Source organism: Nonomuraea polychroma, from assembly GCF_004011505.1.
In the GTDB taxonomy this organism is placed as follows: Bacteria; Actinomycetota; Actinomycetes; order Streptosporangiales; family Streptosporangiaceae; genus Nonomuraea; species Nonomuraea polychroma.
Genome location: NZ_SAUN01000001.1, coordinates 7,184,498 through 7,204,689 on the forward strand (window position 1 = coordinate 7,184,498; position 20,192 = coordinate 7,204,689).

The window sequence follows — 20,192 nt, forward strand, 5'->3', positions numbered from 1 at the left end:
ATGTGACAACCAGAAACACCATCGCCGACGATCCTGACCGCGCACCCGCCCGCTCTCACCTCTACGCCATGGGAATGTCGGAGGAGGAGATGCGCCGCCCGGTGGTGGGCATCGCCTCCACCTGGACCGGCACCATGCCCTGCAATCTCACCCACCGCGAGCTGGCCGCCCACGTGGCCGAGGGGGTGCGGGCGGCAGGCGGCATGCCGATGGAGTTCAACACCATCGCGGTCTCCGACAACCTCACCATGCACACGCCGGGCATGCGCACGTCGCTGGTCAGCCGCGAGGTCATCGCGGACTCGATCGAGCTGATGGGCCGGGCGCACGGTTTCGACGCCATCGTCGCGATCGTGGGCTGCGACAAGACCGTGCCCGCGGCGATCATGGCGCTGGCCCGGCTGGACGTGCCGTCCGTGATCCTCTACAGCGGCAGCATGATGCCGGGCCGGTGGCGCGGGCGGGACGTGACGATCCAGGACATGTGGGAGGCGCTGGGCGAGCGTGCCGTCGGCCGCCTGGACCAGTCCGAGCTGGACGACCTGGCCAAGCACGCCTGCCCGGGCGCGGGCACCTGCGCCGCCCAGTACACCGCCAACACCATGGGCAGCGTCGCCGACTTCCTGGGGCTCGCGCCGTTCGGCGTGGGCGACATCCCGGCGGTGGCCGCGGAGAAGAACGCCGCGGCGTACCGGGTGGGCGAGATCGCCATGGACGCGCTGGCCCGCGACGCCCGCCCGTCCCGCGTGCTCACCGAGGACGCCCTGCACAACGCGATCGTGTCGGTGGCGGCCATGGGCGGCTCGACCAACGCGGTGCTGCACCTGCTGGCCATCGCCCGCGAGGCCGGGCTGCCGCTGGAGATCGACAGGATCGGCGAGGTCTGCCGCGAGGTCCCGATCATCACGGGCCTCAAGCCGAGCGGCGGCGACCACACGGCACTCGACCTGTGGCGGGCAGGGGGCACGTCGCTGGTGGCGCGCCGGCTGCTGGCAGCCGGGCTGCTGCGCGAGAACGTCACGCTGGTGGACGGCCGCAGGCTCGTCGACGTCGCCGGTGCGGCCCACGAGACGCCGGGGCAGGAGGTCGTGGCGAGCGTGGAGCGGCCGTTCAAGCGGCACGGCGCGCTGGCCATCCTGCGCGGCACGCTGGCGCCCGACGGCTGCGTGCTCAAGCTGGGCGGCAAGAGCGACTTCCGGCATGAGGGCCCGGCCCGGGTGTTCGACTCCGAGGACTCCTGTTACGACGCCATCCAGGAGGGCCGGATCGTGGCCGGCGACGTGATCGTCGTCCGGTACGAGGGCCCGGCGGGCGGCCCCGGCATGCGCGAGATGCTCTCGATCACCGGCCCGCTCGTCGGCCGGGGCCTCGGCTCGTCCGTGGCGCTGGTCACCGACGGGCGCTTCAGCGGCGTCTCGCACGGCCTGGTGATCGGGCACGTGACGCCGGAGGCGTACCGCGGCGGGCCGATCGCGCTGGTGCGGGACGGGGACACGGTGGTCATCGACAGCGCTGCCGGGACGATCGACCTGCTGGTGCCCGAGGCGGAGCTGGCCGAGCGCCGGGCCGCATGGCAGCGGCCCGAACGGCCGGTGGAGCGAGGGGTGCTGGCGAAGTACGTCGCGACGGTCGGCTCCGCCTCCGACGGCGCGGTCACCGTGTGACGGCGGCTATGCTGCCCATTGACGTGTCGGCAGTGCCCGGAGAGGGCGTTCCAGAGGAGACTTACGCGATGTACAAGGAGTTCGCTGTCGAGGCCGTGATGTGGCTGGTCCCGGTCGCCGTGCTGATCGGGGTAGCGCTCCTCGTCACCGCGTGAGCCGTGCGGGCCGAGCCGAAGGCCCGGCCCGCCTTCACTCAGCGGTAATACCTGTAGGCCACGTACGTGCTGGCGTACTTGTAGTAACGACCTCGGTAGTCGAGGAAGTCGTTCCACATGTTGGCCAGCGTGCGCGTGCGCACGGTGCAGCTGGCCCAGCCCACCCCGTACGGCCGGATCGAGCCGACGTAGTCGTAGCAGGCGCCGGCCTTCCTGCCGTTGATGCGCAGCTTCACGTTGAGCTTGACGTTGAAGAGCCGCTTGCCCGAGATGTTCTTGATCCGGACCTTGATCCGGCAGGTCTCCTCGCAGTGACCCCAGTAGCTCTTGGTGCGGATCAGCTGCGCGCCGGTGGCCGACGTCGAAGCGTCCACGCCGGACGATGAGGAGGACGCGGCGGCCGGTGCGGCCATGAGCGTGGTCGCGGCAGCCGCCACTAAGACCGTGCCGGCAAGACTCTTGATCATTCTGCCCCCTGTGCAGAAGATGGTCGCTCCCCCCTGTCGGCAGCGACTCGTACCGGTCCGACTACTATCAGGAATACGGACTGATCCACATTTGAGGGCGATGATCCGATACGAAACGGTTATTCGCTTATATCGGCCTTATGGGGTTACGAGGCCCACGCCAGCAGCGGCCCTCCCTGCCTGAGCCGTTTCAGCGCCTGCTTCTCCAGCTGGCGGATCCTTTCCCTGGTCAGGCCCAGTTGCTCGCCGATCTCGGTGTACGTCTGGACCTGCTGACCACTGAGGCCGTACCTGAGGCTGATGATGAACGCCTCACGCGGCGGCAGCATCGTGACCACCTGGTAAAGCTCGTCGCTCATCGCCCGGCGCTCGGTCGCCTCCTGCACCTGCACCCCGTCCTCGTCGGCGATCATGTCCCCGATCCGGCCCTCCCCGTGCTCGCCGACCGGGATGTCCAGACTGACCATCTCCTGCGCGAGCACACGTAACGAGGCGACCTGCTCCGGCGAGCGATCGGCAGCCTCGGCGAGCTCGGCGTCGGCCGGTTCCCTCCCCAGCTCCGCGGCGAGCTGCCGCTCGACCCTGATCAGCCGCGACAGCTCCTCCGCCACGTGGATCGGCAGCCGGACGATGCGGCTCTTGTCGTGGATGCCGCGCTCGATGGCCTGGCGGATCCACCACATCCCGTACGTGGAGAACTTGTATCCCCGCCGGTAGTCGAACTTCTCCACCGCCCTGATCAGCCCCAGATTGCCCTCCTGGATGACGTCGAGCAGCGGCAACCCCCGGAAGGCGTAGCGTCTGGCGGTGGCCACCACCAGCCGGAGGTTGGACCTGATCAGCAGGTCCTTGGCGCGTTGCCCATCGAGTGCGACGAGTTCGAGCTCGGGCGTGCCGGCGCCGCGCTCGATCAGATGGCCCGCGTAGAGGCCTGCCTCGATCCGCCGGGCGAGGTCGACTTCGTCCGCGGCGGAGAGCAAGGGGGTCTTTCCGATCTGCTCCAGATACATGCCGAGCAGATCGGGCTCTTCGGACGACATGCCCGGGAACTACCCGGTAAACGGCGGCGAATTCCCGTCGTCGTTGAGTTCGGCGATGGCCAGCTCGGCTGTGCTGCGGATGTCGAAGAACTTGTCCAGCGCGGTGATCGCGAACAGGTGCTTGCACCTGCCGTTGAGCCCGGACAGCAGCAGCCGGCCGCCTGAAGCCGTGACGGCCTTGTGCAGGTAGACCAGCACGGACAGCCCTGAGGAGTCGCACACGCTGACGGCCTGCATGTCGATGACGAGAAGCGGGGGCTGGGTCAGGTCGAGGGCCTTGGTGACCCGGTCACGGACCTCCGCCGCGGAGCCGAAGTCGAAGTCCCCCGTCAATCGCGCAATGACGCAGGGTCCCTGGAGCCCGAGGCTGATCGACAAGGCCTGCTCCGAAGTCACCCAGCTCCACCTACCCGCGTCGCTCTCCCGATCCAACCACTTTACGAGAAGTAGCGCTTCGGGTTGAACACCAGCATCTGCTCAATCTGCTCATCGGTCACACCCGAGTCCAGCAGTGCGGCCAAGACGTCGTCGTGAATGTGATCGTAGCGCCAGTTGGGCGCGAGCGTGGCGTGGGCCTCGTCCCAGGCGCCGCCGAAGTAGTCCATGAAGCAGGCGGCGTCGTGGCTGAGCACCATGCGGTCGGCGTATCCACGCTCGCACAACGCCGCGATCGTGGCCACGCGCTGCGCGGTCGGGTTGTAGACGTCCAGGCCGAATCTGTCCATCCCGAGCGTCGCGCCGGTGTCGGCCAGCCGCATGAGGTAGCCGAGGTCGTTGCTGTCGCCCGCGTGCCCGACGACCACCTTCGTCAGGTCCACTCCTTCCTTGGCGAACAGGTCCAGCGCGATCAGCCCGCTCTGGGTGAAGGAGTTCGTGTGGACGGTGATCGGCGCGCCGGTGCGCAGGTGGGCCTGCGCGACCGCCCGGCAGATGCGCTCGACGCCGGGGGTCAGGCCTTTTGCCTCGACCACGCACTTCAGGAACGCCGCCTTCACCCCGGTGTCGGCGATGCCGTCGGTGAGGTCGCGGACGAAGTCGTCGATCATCGGGTCGGGTATGTCCATGAGCAGGCCGGGGCCGCGGTGCTCGTACTGGTGCGGCAGTTCCTCGAAGGAGTAGATGCCGGTCGCGACGATGATGTTCAGGCCCGGCACGTGCTCCGCGATGCGCTGGATACGCGGGATGTACCTGCCGAGGCCCCACACCGTCGGGTCGACGAGTGTCCGCACGCCCTTCGCGGTCACGGCGTTGAGCTTGGCGATCGCGTCCGCCACCCGGTATTCCTCGTCCCACCAGGCGCCCCTGCCGTAGTTGTCCAGGTGCTCGGTGGCCATGAAGAAGATGTGCTCGTGCATCAGGGTCTGACCGAGGTCGTCGACGTCCACCGGGCCGCGGACGGTGTTGACGGTGGGCATGAAAGCCTCCATACCGGCTGGTCGGTGTGCGCCAACCTAGGCTGCCGCACGACCGCCGTCAACCAGCGACTCTGGGGTAGAGGGGCTTGGGCCGGGCCAGGCGCGCGCCGCTCACCGCCGCGGCCACCCGGGCCGCCGCCGTGGGCAGGAACGGCTCCAGGTGTCCGGCCAGCGCCCGGCAGGCGTGCACGAGCGTGCCCAGCGACGCCTCTTGCCCGGCCCGCTCCTGTTGCCAGGGGCGGGTGCGTTCGACGTACCGGTTGGCCTCCTCGACGATCGTCCACACGGCTGCGGCCGCGCGCCGGAAGTCGTAGTCATCCAGCGCCTGGTGCACCGTGCCGGATACGTCGGCCAGGTTCTCGGCGGGTTCGGGCACGTGGCCGTCAAGGAAGCGGCAGACCATGGTGGCGACCCGGTTGACGAGGTTCCCCAGCCCGTTGGCCAGGTCTTCGTCGGCCCTGGCGATCAGGCGTTCCTCGGTGAAGTCGGCGTCGCCCACGCGCGGCACCTCGCGCAGCAGCCACCACCGCACGGCGTCCACGCCGTACGTGTCCACGAGCGCCACGGGATCGACCGCGCCGCCCGACGACTTGCTGATCTTCTGCCCGGCCACCGTGAGGTAGTCGTGCACGAAGATCTCCGTGGGCAGCGGCAGCCCGGCGGACAACAACATCGCGGGCCAGTACACGGCGTGGAACCTGATCACGCCCTTGCCCATGAGGTGCACCTTGCGCCGCTCCTCGGCCCACCACCGCTCGTAGTCGCCATCGCCGTCCAGCGCGGTGATGTAGTTGGCGAGCGCGTCCCACCACACGTAGACGACCTGGGCGGGATCACCCGGCACGGGGATGCCCCAGCCGCGGGCGCGGGCGGCCGACCGCGAGACGCTGATGTCCGACAACCCCGCCTCGACGAAGGCCAGCACCTCGTTCCGCCGCGCGATCGGCTCGATCCTGAGCCGCCCGCCGCGGATCAGCTCGCTCAGGGCGTCCTGGTAGCGGGAGAGCCGGAAGAACCAGTTCTCCTCCGACACCCGCTGCAGCGGCTCCCGGTGCCCTTCGGGGCAGGGTCCTTCGGCGTAGAACTGCTCGCAGCCCACGCAGTAGAGCCCTTCGTAGTGCCGCTGGTAGAGGTCGTGCTGAACGGCCCGCCAGATTCGCTCGACCCCGGCACGGTGCCCTGGATGGCTACTTGTCCGGATGAACGAGTCGAAGGACAGGTCCAGCGGACCGCGCAGCCCCTCGAACGCGGCCGCGTTCCTGTCCACCAACTCCCGCACCGGCACGCCCTCCGCCTCCGCGGCCAGCACGTTCTTCAGCGAGTTGTCGTCGGTGCCGGTCTGGAAGCGCACGGGTTCGCCGCGCCGCCGATGGTGTCTGGCCAGCACGTCGCCCTGGACCAGTTCCAGGGCGTGCCCGAGGTGCGGGCGGGCGTTGACGTAGGGGATGGTCGTCGTGATGTACATCGGATGCCTCCCGAGGGGCCCCCGAACACGACGTGAGGCCCCGGATCGCAGGGCCTCAACAAGACGTCGCCGATGAAACCCCCTAGGGGGCCATCATCACCAACGAGATCGTCATGCCCCCATCCTAGCCACCACCACGCCGCGCCAGCCAGCCGATATGACCGTCAGCGGCGCCGGTCAGGCGTTGGTGCGCGGGGCGGGGACCACCAGGACCGGCCGGTGCGTATGGTGCAGGACGCGGTCGGACGTGCTGCCGAGCAGGAGCGAGCGCACCCCGCCCAAGCCTCGGGTCCCGGTCACGATGAGGGTGGCGTCGATCTCGTCCGCCACGTCCACGATCGTCGCCCACACGGCCACCGAGTCCGCCTCGCACCGCGGGACGGCGTCCAGCCCGGCCTCCCGGGCCAGGTCGGCGCCGTGCCGCGCCAGCTTCCGCATCGCCTCGCCGATCGCCTCGTCGCCGGCGGTGTCGCCGTCGATGGTCATCATGAGCCCGGCCGACGCCCTCGCCGAGGTCGTCGCGAGCCGCTCCCACACCGTCAGCACGACGGCGGACTCGCCTCTCAAGATCTGGCCCGCGAAGGCGATCGCCGCCTTGGCGTCGTCGGACCCGTCGTACGCGATCAAAATCGTCATCTCAGCCACCTCCCAGGGCCTCTATCCCCGGCTGGGGCTTTCACGCCTGGCGGACGGCCGGCCGTCCCACGAGCGAGTGCCGGAGCATCGACAGCCCGGCCAGCGCCAGGACGCCGAGCTCGGTCACGACCACCGCCCGCTGGGTCAGCCCGGCCGGGATGTCGTCGTTGGTGAGCGGGATGCCGAACATGCGCACCACGTACGGGATGACGACCAGCACGAGCGCGCCGAGCGCCAGCGCACACAGGATCTTCATCGCTTTGGCGTACCGGATCCTGGCCTTGACCAGCAGCAACCCGGCCACGGGCATCACCAGGAAGGCGGCGAAGGCGGCGTACCGGTGAATGCCTCCCGACAGGGACAGCGGCAGGCCGGGCGGGTCGGTGGGAAAGGCGCCGATGAGGAACATGCTCGCACCCCAGGCCAGCAGCAGCCCCACGACCCAGCGGTTCACGCCGGTCCGGCGCATGGCCTCCGCGATCAGCGCCGAGCCCACCGCGAACAAGGTCAGCGAGGCCGGCAGGAGCCAGCCGGACTCCTGGAAGGCGTACTCGCTGATGACGCTGTGCAACGGGTCGAGGCCGGCCTCCGCGTGGAGAGTGAGCATGGCGCCGGTCCCGATGCCGATGGCCGCGAATCCACTGACAAGCAATCCCTTCATGCCTCAAAGCTCGTGGAACGCGGCATTCCCGAGTATCGGAGATCGGCCCGAAGCGGCCCTGAAGCATCCCCTAATACTTAGGTCGGGGCACCCCTGGACCAGGCTCGCTGACCTGTGCGGACGTGACCCTGGGTAGGGCCTGCCCCCTCAGGGTAGGTACCGGGGCCTCCCCTTGATTTGACTTAGAGCGCGCTCGAAGGGCGACCCTGACAACATGACGATCCAGGAGGCCGCGCAGCGGTCGGGCCTGAGCGCTCACACGCTGCGCTACTACGAGCGGATAGGGCTCATCCACTCCGTCGGGCGCAACGACAGCGGGCACCGCGACTACGCCGAAGAGGACCTCCGGTGGCTGGACTTCCTCACCAAGCTGCGCACCACCGGCATGCCGATCGCCGACATGTGCCGGTACGCGGAGTTGCGGCGCATGGGCGAGCACACGGCCGACGAGCGCCGGCGGATGCTGGAGCTGCACCGCGAGCGTGTCAGGGCCAGGATCGCCGAGCTCACCCAGGACCTGAAGGTGCTGGACTACAAGATCGACCTCTACAGGGAGCTGGCATGAAAAGGCGAATGCTCGGAACAGGCGGACCCCAGGTCTCCGCGCTCGGCCTCGGTTGCATGGGCATGTCGGAGTTCTACGGGCAGGCCGACGAAGGGGAGTCGATCGCGGTCATCCACCGCGCACTGGATTTGGGCCTCGATTTCCTGGACACGGCCGACATGTACGGCAGGGGCGCCAACGAGGACCTGGTCGGCCGCGCGATCAAGGACCGCAGGGACGAGGTGGTGCTGGCCACCAAGTTCGGCGTCAAGCGCGAGGGTGACAGCCGTTCGATCGAGAACAGCCCGGAGTACATCAGAGCGGCCTGCGACGCCTCGCTGCGGCGGCTCGGGGTGGAGCACATCGATCTGTACTACATGCACAGGCGCAACCCCGAGGTGCCGATCGAGGACTCGGTCGGCGCCATGGCCGAGCTGGTCGAGCAGGGCAAGGTGCGTTACCTGGGCCTGTCGGAGGTGAGTGCCGAGACGCTGCGCAAGGCGGCCTCCGTCCACCCGATCGCCGCGCTGCAGAGCGAATACTCCCTGTTCACCAGGGGTCTGGAGGCGGAGATCCTGCCTGCGGCCAGGGAGCTGGGCACGGCGCTGGTGGCGTACTCGCCGATCAGCCGCGGGCTGCTGACCGGCGCGATGCCGCGTTCGGAGGAACTGCCCGCGGACGACTTCCGCCGGCACATGCCACGGAACCAGGGTGAGAACGCCGAGCACAACGCCAGGCTCGTGGCGGAGGTGACGAGGATCGCCGAGGCGGCCGGCATCACCGCGGCGCAACTCTCGCTGGCCTGGCTGCTGGCTCAGAGCGAGGACATCGTGCCGATCCCGGGCACCAAGCGGCTGAAGTACCTGGAGGAGAACGCCGCCGCCGCCGACATCACGCTGACGCCGGAGCAGCTCGACGAGCTCGCCGCGGCCGTGCCCGCGGACGCCGTGCGCGGCACTCGTTACCCGAACATGGCGGAAGTGGAGCGTTAGGGCGCGTCGAAGTAGGCGCGGATGGTGGTGGCGCCGGCCCGCGTGTGCACGCGTACGAGATCGCTGAGCAGGTTGACGATGAGCAGGCCGCGCGAGCCCGACTGACGCGGATCGACCGGCCTGCGCCCGGCCAGCGGGTCGGTGATGTGCCCGGCGTCGCTGATCTCGCACACCAGCCGGCCGTCCTCCGCCCAGGCCCTGATGGTGCCGGAGCCGCCGCCGTGGTCGAGACTGTTGGCGCCCAGCTCGGCCGCGGCCAGCCGGATGTCGTCGAGCCGGTCGCCGGTGAAGCCCATCTTGGCGGCCTGCTGGGCGGCCAGGGCACGCGCGGCCGACAGGTTGGTGTGGTCGAAACGCAGGGACAGGAACTCCTCCGGCTCCTCCAGCGGCCGGTTGTGCCCCTCGACCACCTGCTCGGGCGCGTAGTCGTCGCTGTGCCACTCCCTGGAGACATCGCGCAGCACGGGATGGGTGCGCGCGGCCTCGCGGATGACCTCCGGCTCCAGCCCCACGGTGTCGTACGGGCACAGGATCGTCACGTGCCGGCCCGTGAACGCCATGTTGATCAGCGCCTCGTGCTGGGCGCACGCGGGATATTCCGTCTCGCTGCGCCCCGGCCAGATCGGCTCGCCGATGATCCGCACATGCCCGTGGCGGTGCCGGTCGGCGAAGTCACGCAGGACGGCCGGGATGATCCGCCCGGGGTTGCGCCCGGCGACGGTCATGTCGAGCAGTTTCACGGCGTCGGCGTCGGGGCCCAGCTCGGCCTCGATCATGGCCAGATTCCTGCCCGGGACCGCGATGGCGACCGGCTCGCCCGCCGCCAGCCCTTCGCGGACGAAAGCCGTGGTCGCAGCCACGTACTCCCCGTCGCTCCGGTAGAAGAGCGCAGGGTGTGAGAATGGTTCGGCCAGCATCAGGGTTCACGCTACCCAACGATGATGACTTCATGGCAATCTGTTGGGTACGTATCACGGTGTGAAGAGAGTCCAGGTCATCCGCCGTCCCCGTCCCCAACGCCGGCTGCGCTACCTCGATCTCCACTACCTCGATCTGCGCACCCCTTCCGGCCGGCCGCTCCCGTTCTGACCGTGGCGAATCTATGCTCATGGCATGTCGGAATTGCAGATGCGGGTCTCCGACGACGATCGTGAGCGCACGACACTCCGCTTGCAACACGCGTTCACCGAGGGCCGTCTCACCCAGTTGGAGCTCGAGGACCGGCTCGAGCTCGCGTTGACCGCGAAGACCTACGGCGACCTGCTCGACCTGATCACCGATCTCCCGGACGAGCAGCCTTCTGTCGATGACGTGATCGAGCTGGAAGCCACGCACGGCAACCTCAAACGCTCCGGCGACTGGGCGGTGCCGCGGCGGCTGCGGGTGTCGAGCAAGTACGGCAGCGTCGAGCTCGACTTCTCGGAGGCGGTCGTCACCCATCCGGTCGTGGACGTCGAGCTGGACCTCACCTACGGATCCGCCAAGATCATCTTGCCGGACGGCGGGGTCGCGAACGTGGACGGGTTCCACAGCGACTACAGCAACCCGAAGAGCGCCGTGCCGAGCCGCCCCCGCCCCGGCGTCCTCCACGTGGTCGTCACCGGCAGGTCGAAGTACGGCGGGCTCGTCGTGCGCTATCCGCGCAAGCGCTGGTTCGCCCACTGATGGCGACCTGCCCGCTTTACATCGGCTTGATACCGATGGTGTTACTGGGGTGCAAGTGGGGATTAAGTGCGGACCCATAATGTTCCCTTCGTTCGCTAAACCTACGAAGGGCACTGGAAATGACACCCCCTCGCCGTCGCCTGGCCGTCGCGGCCGCGACGCTGACTCTTGCCGTCCTCACCACGACGGGCTGTGGTGCTCTGGGGCAGGCCGTTGACTGCAACACCGCCGCCAACGAGGCCACCAAGATCATGACCGACTGGAGCTCGGAGGTCACCAAGAACGCCACCGACACCAAGGCCGTCGGGGAGGCCTCCAAGACGGCGGCGGACAAGACCAAGGAGCTCGCCGGCAAGTACGACGGCGACGTCGCCGCCGCGCTGAACGACCTCGCCGCCGGCTTCCAGACCATGGAGAAGGGCGACCTGAACGGGGTCACGGAGTTCACCGGCAAGATGAACGGGTTCGCGCAGAAGATCACCGCGGCCTGCTCCTGATAATGGGGCCCGCGGTCGCCGCTCCGCCTGTGGGGGGCAGGTCGGTGCGGCGGCCGCGCCACATTCGTATGGATTGGTTCTAGTCTTGTCGCCCGTGACGGGTGACACGCTTGCGGCGCGCGCGGGGGCAGGCGCCGCTGCCGCCTCATGGAGAGTCCGGCTCACCGGTCACCGCCTGCGGGTGGGCGCGATCGCGCTCCTCGCCGCGGTGGCCTATGCCGTGCTCGGGCTGGTCAAACTGGCGTCCTTCCGGGCGAGCACGTTCGACCTGGTGATCATGGACCAGACGGTCCGGAACTATGCCGCCTTCCGGCCGCCGTACGTCCCGGTGCTCGGCATGTTCCACGGGCGTGGCATGGCCTATGTCCAGCTCGCCGACCACTTCTCCCCCATCTACGCGCTGCTCGCGCCGCTGTACTGGATCCACGACGGGCCGCAGACGCTGATCGTGGCGCAGGCGGCGCTGTTCGCGGCCGCGATCCCGTTCCTGTGGCGCTACACCAGGCGCGTGCTGGGCGTGGTGCCCGCTTATCTGGTCTCCGTGGCGTACGCGCTGTCGTGGCCGGTGGCGCAGGCGGTCGTGTTCGACGTGCACGAGGTCATGTTCGTGCCCCTGCTCACCGCGATCATGATCGAGCGTTACCACGCCGGGCGCATGCTGCCGGCGTTCCTGGCGATGATGGGGCTGCTCCTCGTCAAGGAGGACATGGGCCTCATGGTGGCGGGCTTCGGCCTGTGCCTGATCGTCATGGGCGAGCGATGGCGGGGCGCCCTGTGCGCGGTGTTCGGCATCGGAGCCGTGCTGCTGGTCCGCGGCCTGGTGACCTCGGTCTTCGGCGGCAACGCCAAGGACTTCTGGGCCTACGGGCACCTCGGGAGCGACATTCCCGGGGCGGTGCTGGGGATCATGCGTGATCCGCTCGCCGCCCTGTTGCTGCCGTTCAGCGAGGAGGCCAAGGTCGACGCGCTGTTCCTGCTGGCGTGGCCGACGCTCATGTTGTGCCTGCTCTCGCCACTGTCGCTGGCGGCGCTGCCGCACGTGCTCGAACGGATGTTGTCCGACCGCGTCCAGTGGTGGCAGGCCGACTTCCAGTACAACGCCTTCACCGTGGTGATCCTCTTCTGCGCCGGCGTGGACGGGGCGGCCAGGCTGCTGCGGTGGTACGAACGCTCCGACGACACCGCGCTCAAGCTGGCCTGGTCCGCGGCTGTCTGCGCGGTCGCGCTCACGCTGGTCCCCAAGTTCGCCTTCGACCAGCTCTACCATCCGGCCTTCTACAAGGGCGACCTCAAGGCGGCCGCCGCGGCGGAGGCGGTGAGCAAGGTCCCCTCGGGCGTCACCGTCGAGGCCGTCAACTCGGTCGGCCCGGCGCTGACCTCGCGCGCCACCGTGCTGCTGTGGTCGCCCACCCCGCGCGGCGCGCCGTGGGTGGTGGCCGACACCTTCCGCTGGGAGTACCCCTTCGGCTCGCTCGAGGATCAGCTCGCCAAAGTCAACGAGCTGCAGGGGCAGGGGTACGTGAAGGTGTTCGAGCGCGACGGTTACGTGGTCCTGCGCCGCTGAGTGTCGATTCCCGCTCCTTTCGTTCGACGCGTTGACGAGACGAGAGGAGCTTTCGATGACGACGTACGCGAACCCCTGGACCTGATGACCCGTGCGCTGGAGCAGGCCGGCGCCCTGATTGCCGCGATCAAGCCCGAGCAGGCGGGCGACCCGACGCCGTGCGCGTCCTGGGACGTGCGGGCGCTGGTCGCGTGCCCGCGCACTGGGCGGTCGGGCAGCAGATCACCGAGCTGGCCATGCACTCCTGGGACCTCGCCCGGGCCACGGGACAGCCGATCGACCTGGACCCCGGGCTGGGCGAGATCGCCCTGGCGTGAGGGCGGCCGCGACCCCCGGTGGGCGCCACGGCGGTGACCCGAGCGGTGCGAGCCCCGGTGGGCGCCGGGGTCTAGTGCGGGGCGCGGGCCTGCTCGTAGGCGCGGTCGAACCCCTCCAGCACCGTCGGCCACGAGCCGGCCGCCGGCGGCGTGGCCCGATTGTGCTCGGCGATGGACGCGCGCAGGCCGGCATCGACGCACAACCGGGCCACCGCGCGGGCCAGGTCGCCGAGGGTGCGCCCGAGCAGCCCCTCGACGCCGTCCTTGACGAAGTCGGCGACGCCGCTCTGCGCCCTGGCCACCACCGGCACCCCCGCCGCCCGGGCCTCCAGCGCGGCAATGCCGAACGACTCGCGTGGCGCCGGCGCCACGAAGACGTCGGCCGACTCCAGGACCTTCGCGATCTGCTCCCTGGTGTGGCGGCCCGGCAGAGACACCCAGTCGCTCATGCCGTGCCTGGCCACGAACCGCTCCATCTGCCCGCGAGCGGGCCCGTCGCCGACGATCGTGGCCCGCATGGGGATCCGGGCAGGCACCCCGGCCCGCGCGGCTCTCAGGAGCCTCAGCAGGCGCACGGGCTGCTTGCGTGGCGCGAGCCGGCCCACCGCCACGACGTGCACCTCCCGAGCTCCGTCACGCCCGTCCGGCGTGACGGAGCTCGGGGAGCTCGCCCGCGACGGCGCCCAGCCGGACAGGTCGAGGCCGTTGGAGACCACGCGTACCGGCACACCCGGCCCGGCCACCGCGCGGATGGGCGCCGCGGCGGCGTTGCTGACCGTGGTGGCCACCAGGCCCCAGCGCTGCCAGCCGAACACCAGCCGCAGCAGCCGGTAGATCCCGCGCGTGACCGGATCCCACATGCTGTGCACGGTCACCACGCACGGCGTCCCCGCCCGCACCGCGGCCCGCACCCCCATCCAGGCGAACGGCGAGACCGCCCCCGTGTGCACGTGCACCACATCCGGACGCGACGAGGTGATCCACCGCGTGAGATGACCCACACCGAACGGGTGAACCGGCAGGTCGAACGGCATCCTGGCGACGAACCTGCGCACGCCGGGCAGCGGCTCGCCCTTGGTCGCCGTGGCCACCGCCACCTCGTGGCCGGCCGCCCGCTGCATGCGCACGAGATCGGCCACCTGGACCTCGATCCCCCCGAGTCGCGGCAGGTAACAGTCACTCACGTGAAAGATCCGCACCCCTCCCAGACTAATCTGGGCGTGTGCCTCCACGTACCGCTGTGTTCTTCCATGCCCACCCCGACGACGAGGCCCTGCTGACGGCAGGCACCATGGCGATGCTCGCGGCCGAGGGGCACCGCGTGGTGCTCGTGGTGGCCACCGCGGGCGAGCGCGGCCTGGCCGAGATGGAGCCGGGCGAGGAGCTGGGCGAGACCAGGATGAAGGAGCTCTACACGTCGGCCGCGGTGCTGGGCTGCGCCCGCGTCGAGTGCCTCGGCTACGGCGACTCGGGGCTGAGCCCCAAGGGCGGCAGCGCGGACGAGCGGCCCGACAACGCCTTCATCGACGCCGACAGCGAAGAGGCGGCCAAGGCGCTGGCCGCGATCCTCCAGGAGGAGCGGGCCGACCTGCTGGCGATCTACGACCCGGCCGGCGGCTACGGGCATCCCGACCACGTGCAGGTCCACCGGGTGGGCAAGCGGGCCGCGCAGATCGCCGGCACGGAGATCGTGCTGGAGGCGACGGTCAACCGGGATCCGCTGGTGCGGCTGCTGAAGCTGGCGAGCCGGTTCTACACGTTCCCGCCCGAGTTCGACGTGCGCACGTTCGAGAGCGCGTACTCGCCGGGCGAGTCCATCACCCATCGCGTCAACGTCAGGAAATACACGAAACAGAAGCGGGCTTCCATGGCCGCGCACGCCTCCCAGGCCAGCGGCGGCGACAGCGACCGCACGCTCGCCGTCCTGCTGAAGGTCCCGCGCCCGCTCTACCGCTTCGTCTTCGGCACCGAGTGGTACGTTCGCCGCGGCCTTCCCGAGGGGACCCGGCTGCGACATCCTTTCGAGCAGTGGCCCAAGTAATACTTCCGGACGAAGAGACCGCCCGCCGTGACCCGGCAGACTGGACTCCGATGAAGAACAAGTGGCTGCAGATCGCCCTGTCCGTGCTGTCGCTCGGACTGGCCGTGCTGCTCGTGGTCTATTTGCCGCAGATCGTGCGCGCCCTCACCGGCAAGCCGGTCTCCTGGGCGGAGATCGGCGCCGTCTTCGGCACGCTCACCGCGGGCGAGATCGCGCTGATGACCGCGCTGTGGCTGCTCAGCCTGTTGTCCTACACGTTCGTGCTGACCAACTCGCTGCCCGGGCTCAGCAACCTGCAGGGCCTGACGCTCAACGCGGCCGGCAGCGCGGTGAGCAACCTGCTGCCGTTCGGCGGGGCGGTGGGGGTGGCGCTGTCGTTCGCGATGACCAGGGGCTGGGGTTTCCCCAACCGTTCGATCGTGGTCATGACGCTGGTCAGCGGCATCTGGAACACGTTGTTCAGATTCGTCCTGCCCGCCGTCGGCATCATCGCGTTGCTGATCGCGGGCGAGGTGCCCAACGGGACGGTCGCCAAGGCGGGCTGGACGGGCTCGATCTCCATCTTGGTGTTGTGCGCGGTCGTGGCCGCCGCGCTCTACTGGCAGCGTGCCGCGGACCTGCTCGGCAGTGCGCTCCACGGCCTCACCCGGCTGCTGCGCCTGAGGATCGACGCCTCCCAGGCCTTCCACCGGTTGCGTGCCGACACCGCGGGGGTCGTCAGGACGCGGTGGCCGGGGTTGTCGCTCGGCATGGTCTTCTTCCTCGGCTTCCAGTGGGCGATCATGGCGGCCTGCATGCACGCCACGGGCGCCTGGCCGGGGCTGGCCCAGTCGATCGCGGTCTTCGCCCTGTCGCGGGTGCTCACCAGCGCCGTGATCACGCCCAGCGGGGCCGGGATCATGGAGAGCGGAGTGGTGATCCTGCTCACTACCGCCTTCGCCGTGCCGGCCGCTCCGGCGACCGCGACCGCACTGCTTTTCGGCTTCTGGACTTACACTATCGAGATCCCGTTCGGCGGCCTGGCACTGGGCGCATGGGCGCTGCTGCGCAGGCGCAACGGCCGGAACGCCGGCACGGAGTCCCCGTCCACGATCTCGAAGGCCCCCCAGTGACAATCCCAAACCCATCGCGTGCTAATCAACCACGCCCCTTGTGCGTGATTCGTAGGCCCGCATAGCGTGGCGGCTGACATGGTGGCGTTCCGAGTTCTGGGGCCAGTCGAGGCGTACGAACACGACGACGAACTCGACCTCGGCGGGTTGCGGCAGCGGGCCGTCCTCGCCCGACTCCTCGTGGCCAGGGGTCAGGTCGTGCCGGTTGACACGCTTCTTTACGATCTGTGGGACGACGACGCGGCCAAGGGCGCGCAGTCGGGCCTGCAGGTCTACATCTCGCGCCTGCGCCGGGTGCTGGAGCCCGGCCGCCCGCGCGGCGGGCCCAACCGCTTACTGGTGACGGTCGCGTCCGGCTACGCGCTGCGCGTGGCCGCCGACCAGGTCGACGCGCTCAGGTTCGAGCAGCTCGTCCGGGCGGCGGGCGAGCACCTGGAGGAGGGCGACCCGCAGTCGGCCCGCGGTCGCCTGGAGAAGGCGCTGGGCCTGTGGCGCGGCACCCCCTACTCCGACTTCGCCGACCAGCAGTGGGCCGAGGCCGAGGTCAACCGGCTGACCGAGCTGCGCCTGGTCTCGCGCGAGCGGCACGCCGACACCGGGCTGCGGCTGGGCCTGCACGCCGAGACCGTGCCCGACCTGGAGGCGCTCACCACCCAGCATCCGCTGCGCGAGGAGGGCTGGCGGCTGCTGGCGCTCGGGCTCTACCGGTGCGGCCGGCAGGGCGACGCGCTGGCGGCGCTCCGCAGAGCCAGGAACATCCTGGCCGACGAGCTCGGCATCGACCCGGGACCGGCGCTGCGCAAGCTGGAGTCCGACATCCTGGCCCAGTCGCCGGAGCTCGAGCTGGCCATGCCCGCGCGGCCCTCGAGGCCGGCGCCGGCGACCACCGACACCTGGCCGCCGCGTCCCGCCACCCCCGTCGAGCCGCCGCCGCTGGAGCCGGAGCCGTTCGTGGGCCGCGACGCCGAGCTGACGAGGCTGACCACGGCGGCCTCGCGGACGGGCAGGTTCCAGGTCGCGATCGTGACCGGGGTCGCGGGCGCGGGCAAGACCACGCTGCTGCGCCAGCTGGAGGGCAAGCTGGCCGCCGACGGCTGGATCACCTCCTCCGGCGCCTGCCCCGACTCCAGTGCCACCCCGCCGGGGTGGGCATGGGTGGAGATCCTGCGCACGCTCGTCGGCATGACCGGCGCGGGCGAATACCAGCAGCTGCTCGCGCCGCTGCTGGACGACGCCGTGCCCGATCCCGACGAGGACGAGGTGTCCGGCGGATTCCGGCTGCACCGCGCGGTCGGCGGCTACCTCGCCGGGGTGGCGCGGCGGGCGCCGGTGCTGGTGACGCTCGAGGACCTGCACTGGGCCGACGACCAGACGCTGGCGTTGCTGCGGGCGTTGCCGAGCCTGCTGGCGACCAGCCGGGTGCTGCTCGTGGTGACGTGCAGGGAGAGCGAGCTGGACGACCGCCAGTCGGACGTGCTGGCCGCGCTGGCCCGGCTCGGACCGGTCCGGGTGGGTCTGTCGGGGCTCGATCCGAAGGCCGTGGCCGAGCTGGTCAGGGCGACGTGCGTCCGCGAGATCGACGAGGACGCCGTCGAGTCGATCGTCGAGCGCACCGGCGGCAACCCGTTCTTCGTCCGTGAGACCGTGCGCCTGCTGGATGCCGAGGGCGCGGCCGACCGGGCCAGCGCCACCGAAGTGCTCTCCAAGGTGCCGTCCGGCGTGCGCGACGTGCTGCGGCGGCGCATCTCGCGGCTGCCGTCCGGGCAGCAGCAGATCCTGCTGCAGGCCGCGGTGATCGGCCGGGACGTCGATCTCGACGTGCTGATCGGCGTGGCGGGCGACGAGGACGCGGTGATCGAGGCGGTCGAGGCGGCGCTGCTGGCCGGGCTGGTGACCGAGCCGGGTCCGGGGCTGCTCAGGTTCGACCACGACCTGGTGCGCGACACCATCTACTCCGACGCCTCCAGGCTGCGCCGCACCAGGCTGCACGCGGCCGTGGCCGGCGTGATCGAGCAGCGCGCGCCGTCCGACGTTGCCGCGCTGGCGCACCACTACTACCTCGCCGACGCGGCGGAGAAGGCGGTCCACTACGCGGGCCTCGCGGCCGAGCAGGCCGAGCGGCGCTTCGCCCACCGCGAGGCGGCCACGTTGTGGGAGCAGGCCATCGCCGCGTTCGACCGGTCCCGCAACGACGAATCGGGCGAGCAGACGCCGGAACGCGCCAAGGAGCGCCTGCGGCTCATGCTGCGTCAGATCAGGGCGCTGGCGTTGTGCGGCGACATGACCGCCGCGCGGTTGCTGCGCCGCCAGGCCATGGACGCCGCGCTGCCGCTGGGCGACCTGGAGATCACCGCGAAGGTGGCGGCGTCGCTGGCCGTGCCGCACAAGGGCATGGCACGCGACTTCACCCGCACCGCGTGGGAGATCGTGGACGTCACCGAGCGGGCGCTCATCGAGCTGCCGGCGGGCGAGCAGCGGCTGCGGGCCAGCCTGCTGACCACGCTGGCGCTGGAGCTGGAGGGCTCCTCCTCGCCGGAGCGCGGGCGGCAGGCGTCGCTGGAGGCGCTGGAGCTGGCCCGGCAGAGCGGCGACCCGGCGCTGATCGCGGCGGCGCTGAGCGGGCGGCTGCGGCAGTCGTACGACATTCCGGCCGTGGACACGAGGGAGAGCATCGGCAGGGAGCTGCTGGAGGTCGCCCAGCGCTCGGGGCAGATGGCCACGCAGGCGCTGGCGCACCTGGTGCTGCTGGAGTGCGCGGCGGCCAGGGGCGAGTTCACGGTGGCCGACGAGCACGCGGCCGCGGCCGACCAGCTGGCCAGGCAGTACGACCTGTCGGCCCCGGCCGCGGTCGTGGTCTGGTACGGCGGCATGCGGCTCATGATCACCGGCGACTACGCGGGCGCCGAGCGGGCCTACCGGGAGGCGGCCAGGATGACCGCGCGGGCGGGCATGCTCGAAGGCCGCCAGGACCTGCCGTTGATCACGACGTTCTGCCTGCACCTGGTGGACGGCCGGGCCGCGGAGACGGTCGACCTGCTTGCCGAGGCCCACCACCGCGGCGCCAAGTGGACGCTCGACGCCTACGCGCTGGCCCTGGCCTCGGCCGGGCACGTCAACGACGCCAAGGCGGTGGCCGCCACCCGGCCGCCGGTGCGCCCGGACTTCCTCTATGAGCTGGCGATGACCTGGCGGGCGCTGGCCGGCATGCTGCTGGACGACCGGGAGCGGATGGTCGACTGCTACGACAAGCTCAAGCCGTTCGCCGACCGGGTGGCCGGCGCGGGCACCGGCGTGGTGGCGCTGTGGCCGGTCGCGCTGACGCTCGGGGACCTGGCCATCCGCCTGGGACAACCCGACGCGGCACGCGACCACTACACGAAGGCCCTGGAGGTGGCCGAGCGGGTGGGCGTGCCGCGCTGGGTGGAAGCCGCGCGGCGATCGGTTAGCAGCTCACCTGGAAACGGTCGCTCGTGATGTTCTTGGCGCCCTCGACGGCCAGCTCGACTCGATACCAGCCGGGGTTGCGGGTGATCCGGGGGCGCCATTCGACGGTCTGGGCGGCGCTCGCGAAGCCGTCGTAGTCGACGAAGTAGGTGCGCCAGCTCTTGGTGGCGGGGCTCCAGCGGGCCAGCCGCCAGCCGTACGCCACGCCGTGGGCGGGGTCGGGGTTGACCACCAAGCTGCGGGCGACGTAGGACTTGACGCACCCGGCGCCGCCGTCGGCCAGGACGCTCACGGTCACTTTGCCGGCCTGGGCGGGCAGTTGCTCCGTGATGGGCACTTCCTGGGCCGACAGGGTGACGGTCGTGGCGGGTTCGGGGGTGGAGCTGGCGCTACTGTAGGCGGAGAAGCCGACGTACGCGCTGGTGAAAGCAAGGGCGGCCACGAACAGCTTGGCCGTGTTCGCGGTGCCACTGGCCAGGACGGCCGCGTTTCTCGTCGTCGACATCGTCAACA

At 70.3% G+C, this 20,192-nt stretch carries 21 protein-coding genes; 11 read left to right on the top strand and 10 right to left on the bottom strand.

Annotation, left to right across the window (positions count from 1 at the left end):
- The first annotated feature begins 2 nt into the window (after nt 1-2).
- Both ilvD and EDD27_RS57975 read left to right on the top strand, forming a co-directional pair.
- Nucleotides 3-1,664 (top strand): dihydroxy-acid dehydratase, encoded by a 1,662-nt coding sequence (gene ilvD / locus EDD27_RS32700; RefSeq protein WP_127935817.1) that lies wholly within the window; start codon nt 3-5, stop codon nt 1,662-1,664.
- Between the two features lie 23 nt (nt 1,665-1,687).
- The gene (locus EDD27_RS57975) at nt 1,688-1,819 is read left to right on the top strand and encodes a hypothetical protein (protein ID WP_277750767.1); all 132 of its coding nucleotides are present in this window, start codon (nt 1,688-1,690) and stop codon (nt 1,817-1,819) included.
- 38 nt (nt 1,820-1,857) lie between these two features.
- On the opposite strand, the gene EDD27_RS32705 is transcribed toward EDD27_RS57975, so the two are convergent.
- From EDD27_RS32705 to EDD27_RS32735, 7 genes are all read right to left on the bottom strand, one after another.
- A complete protein-coding gene (locus tag EDD27_RS32705) occupies nt 1,858-2,286 on the bottom strand; it encodes a hypothetical protein (protein WP_127935818.1) in 429 nt (142 codons plus the stop codon).
- A 146-nt stretch (nt 2,287-2,432) separates the two neighbouring features.
- Nucleotides 2,433-3,326 (bottom strand): sigma-70 family RNA polymerase sigma factor, encoded by an 894-nt coding sequence (locus EDD27_RS32710; RefSeq protein ID WP_127935819.1) that lies wholly within the window; start codon nt 3,324-3,326, stop codon nt 2,433-2,435.
- Between the two features lie 9 nt (nt 3,327-3,335).
- Nucleotides 3,336-3,722 carry an STAS domain-containing protein gene (locus EDD27_RS32715; protein WP_164903888.1) on the bottom strand — a complete coding sequence of 129 codons (387 nt, stop codon included), beginning with the start codon at nt 3,720-3,722 and terminating at the stop codon, nt 3,336-3,338.
- Nucleotides 3,723-3,763: 41 nt separating this feature from the next.
- Nucleotides 3,764-4,741, bottom strand: a complete 978-nt coding sequence (locus EDD27_RS32720) for a phosphotriesterase family protein (protein ID WP_127935821.1) — start codon at nt 4,739-4,741, stop codon at nt 3,764-3,766.
- Between the two features lie 58 nt (nt 4,742-4,799).
- Nucleotides 4,800-6,206 carry a methionine--tRNA ligase gene (locus EDD27_RS32725; RefSeq protein ID WP_127935822.1) on the bottom strand — a complete coding sequence of 469 codons (1,407 nt, stop codon included), beginning with the start codon at nt 6,204-6,206 and terminating at the stop codon, nt 4,800-4,802.
- Between the two features lie 177 nt (nt 6,207-6,383).
- Nucleotides 6,384-6,842: a universal stress protein gene (locus EDD27_RS32730; protein WP_127935823.1), complete on the bottom strand. Its 459-nt coding sequence runs from the start codon at nt 6,840-6,842 to the stop codon at nt 6,384-6,386.
- 40 nt (nt 6,843-6,882) lie between these two features.
- Nucleotides 6,883-7,503, bottom strand: coding sequence for a DUF998 domain-containing protein (locus tag EDD27_RS32735; protein WP_127935824.1), 621 nt, complete (start codon nt 7,501-7,503; stop codon nt 6,883-6,885).
- Nucleotides 7,504-7,717: 214 nt separating this feature from the next.
- Between EDD27_RS32735 and EDD27_RS32740 the strand changes: the two genes are divergently transcribed.
- Complete coding sequence (locus tag EDD27_RS32740) at nt 7,718-8,068, top strand: MerR family transcriptional regulator (protein WP_127935825.1); 351 nt, start codon at nt 7,718-7,720, stop codon at nt 8,066-8,068.
- Entirely contained in the window at nt 8,065-9,039 is a 975-nt protein-coding gene (locus EDD27_RS32745) for an aldo/keto reductase (RefSeq protein WP_127935826.1), read from the top strand. Before EDD27_RS32740 ends, EDD27_RS32745 begins: the two co-directional genes overlap by 4 nt.
- On the opposite strand, the gene EDD27_RS32750 is transcribed toward EDD27_RS32745, so the two are convergent.
- Nucleotides 9,036-9,956, bottom strand: coding sequence for an anti-sigma factor RsbA family regulatory protein (locus EDD27_RS32750; RefSeq protein WP_127935827.1), 921 nt, complete (start codon nt 9,954-9,956; stop codon nt 9,036-9,038). The genes EDD27_RS32745 and EDD27_RS32750 overlap by 4 nt on opposite strands.
- Before the next feature lie 196 nt (nt 9,957-10,152).
- Here EDD27_RS32750 and EDD27_RS32755 point away from each other — a divergent pair, with 196 nt between their 5' ends.
- The 4 genes from EDD27_RS32755 (at nt 10,153) to EDD27_RS57980 (ending at nt 13,082) form a co-directional block, all read left to right on the top strand.
- Entirely contained in the window at nt 10,153-10,704 is a 552-nt protein-coding gene (locus tag EDD27_RS32755) for a DUF1707 SHOCT-like domain-containing protein (protein WP_241564375.1), read from the top strand.
- Between the two features lie 119 nt (nt 10,705-10,823).
- Nucleotides 10,824-11,201 carry a hypothetical protein gene (locus EDD27_RS32760; protein ID WP_127935828.1) on the top strand — a complete coding sequence of 126 codons (378 nt, stop codon included), beginning with the start codon at nt 10,824-10,826 and terminating at the stop codon, nt 11,199-11,201.
- A 94-nt stretch (nt 11,202-11,295) separates the two neighbouring features.
- Nucleotides 11,296-12,765: a DUF2079 domain-containing protein gene (locus EDD27_RS32765; protein WP_241564376.1), complete on the top strand. Its 1,470-nt coding sequence runs from the start codon at nt 11,296-11,298 to the stop codon at nt 12,763-12,765.
- A 191-nt stretch (nt 12,766-12,956) separates the two neighbouring features.
- Nucleotides 12,957-13,082: a DinB family protein gene (locus EDD27_RS57980; RefSeq protein WP_277750768.1), complete on the top strand. Its 126-nt coding sequence runs from the start codon at nt 12,957-12,959 to the stop codon at nt 13,080-13,082.
- Nucleotides 13,083-13,153: 71 nt separating this feature from the next.
- Here the strand turns inward: EDD27_RS57980 and EDD27_RS32770 are convergent, their stop codons facing one another.
- The gene (locus EDD27_RS32770; RefSeq protein ID WP_127935829.1) at nt 13,154-14,266 is read right to left on the bottom strand and encodes a glycosyltransferase; all 1,113 of its coding nucleotides are present in this window, start codon (nt 14,264-14,266) and stop codon (nt 13,154-13,156) included.
- Nucleotides 14,267-14,304: 38 nt separating this feature from the next.
- Between EDD27_RS32770 and EDD27_RS32775 the strand changes: the two genes are divergently transcribed.
- The 3 genes from EDD27_RS32775 to EDD27_RS32785 all read left to right on the top strand — a co-directional run bounded on the left by EDD27_RS32775 (nt 14,305) and on the right by EDD27_RS32785 (nt 19,709).
- Nucleotides 14,305-15,123 (top strand): PIG-L deacetylase family protein, encoded by an 819-nt coding sequence (locus EDD27_RS32775; protein ID WP_241564377.1) that lies wholly within the window; start codon nt 14,305-14,307, stop codon nt 15,121-15,123.
- 50 nt (nt 15,124-15,173) lie between these two features.
- Complete coding sequence (locus EDD27_RS32780) at nt 15,174-16,235, top strand: lysylphosphatidylglycerol synthase domain-containing protein (protein ID WP_127935830.1); 1,062 nt, start codon at nt 15,174-15,176, stop codon at nt 16,233-16,235.
- A 78-nt stretch (nt 16,236-16,313) separates the two neighbouring features.
- Nucleotides 16,314-19,709: an ATP-binding protein gene (locus EDD27_RS32785; RefSeq protein ID WP_127935831.1), complete on the top strand. Its 3,396-nt coding sequence runs from the start codon at nt 16,314-16,316 to the stop codon at nt 19,707-19,709.
- Here the strand turns inward: EDD27_RS32785 and EDD27_RS32790 are convergent.
- Nucleotides 19,678-20,184 (bottom strand): hypothetical protein, encoded by a 507-nt coding sequence (locus EDD27_RS32790; protein ID WP_127935832.1) that lies wholly within the window; start codon nt 20,182-20,184, stop codon nt 19,678-19,680. The genes EDD27_RS32785 and EDD27_RS32790 overlap by 32 nt on opposite strands.
- Nucleotides 20,185-20,192 lie beyond the last annotated feature (8 nt).

Coding starts and splice junctions, on each gene's coding strand:
- EDD27_RS32760 (WP_127935828.1), top strand. CDS start 10,824: ATGACACCCCCTCGCCGTCGCCTGGCCGTCGCGGCCGCGACGCTGACT.
- EDD27_RS32720 (WP_127935821.1), bottom strand. CDS start 4,741: ATGCCCACCGTCAACACCGTCCGCGGCCCGGTGGACGTCGACGACCTC.
- EDD27_RS32725 (WP_127935822.1), bottom strand. CDS start 6,206: ATGTACATCACGACGACCATCCCCTACGTCAACGCCCGCCCGCACCTC.
- EDD27_RS32790 (WP_127935832.1), bottom strand. CDS start 20,184: ATGTCGACGACGAGAAACGCGGCCGTCCTGGCCAGTGGCACCGCGAAC.
- EDD27_RS32740 (WP_127935825.1), top strand. CDS start 7,718: ATGACGATCCAGGAGGCCGCGCAGCGGTCGGGCCTGAGCGCTCACACG.
- EDD27_RS32735 (WP_127935824.1), bottom strand. CDS start 7,503: ATGAAGGGATTGCTTGTCAGTGGATTCGCGGCCATCGGCATCGGGACC.
- EDD27_RS32745 (WP_127935826.1), top strand. CDS start 8,065: ATGAAAAGGCGAATGCTCGGAACAGGCGGACCCCAGGTCTCCGCGCTC.
- EDD27_RS32705 (WP_127935818.1), bottom strand. CDS start 2,286: ATGATCAAGAGTCTTGCCGGCACGGTCTTAGTGGCGGCTGCCGCGACC.
- EDD27_RS32755 (WP_241564375.1), top strand. CDS start 10,153: ATGTCGGAATTGCAGATGCGGGTCTCCGACGACGATCGTGAGCGCACG.
- EDD27_RS32780 (WP_127935830.1), top strand. CDS start 15,174: ATGAAGAACAAGTGGCTGCAGATCGCCCTGTCCGTGCTGTCGCTCGGA.
- EDD27_RS32710 (WP_127935819.1), bottom strand. CDS start 3,326: ATGTCGTCCGAAGAGCCCGATCTGCTCGGCATGTATCTGGAGCAGATC.
- EDD27_RS32750 (WP_127935827.1), bottom strand. CDS start 9,956: ATGCTGGCCGAACCATTCTCACACCCTGCGCTCTTCTACCGGAGCGAC.
- EDD27_RS32785 (WP_127935831.1), top strand. CDS start 16,314: ATGGTGGCGTTCCGAGTTCTGGGGCCAGTCGAGGCGTACGAACACGAC.
- EDD27_RS32730 (WP_127935823.1), bottom strand. CDS start 6,842: ATGACGATTTTGATCGCGTACGACGGGTCCGACGACGCCAAGGCGGCG.